Consider the following 257-nt stretch of genomic DNA (forward strand, 5'->3'; position numbering starts at 1 on the left):
GTGGGTGGGCTAGGCTGTCCGGCCGCCCAGTATCTGGCGGCCGCGGGCGTCGGCAACCTGACCGTCTGCGATGGGGATCAGGTCGAACTCAGCAATCTGCAACGCCAGATTCTCTATAGCGAAGCCGACCTGGGACGCCCCAAAGCCCTGGCCGCACGCGATCGACTGCGTGCCATGAACCAGCAGATCCGGGTCAGCGCCTGGGCGGAATCAGTGCAACCTGAGTCTCTTGCGGCGGCACTGGACACCCACGATCT

The 257-nt window shown here is 65.0% G+C and carries 1 protein-coding gene; it reads left to right on the top strand.

What is annotated here, in order from left to right; all coding sequences use genetic code 11:
- Positions 1-257 (top strand): ThiF family adenylyltransferase (locus Q0C48_RS13295; RefSeq protein ID WP_291525131.1); only part of this gene is annotated, 257 nt, incomplete at both ends.

This window comes from Acidithiobacillus sp. (genome assembly GCF_023255755.1).
In the GTDB taxonomy this organism is placed as follows: Bacteria; Pseudomonadota; Gammaproteobacteria; order Acidithiobacillales; family Acidithiobacillaceae; genus Acidithiobacillus.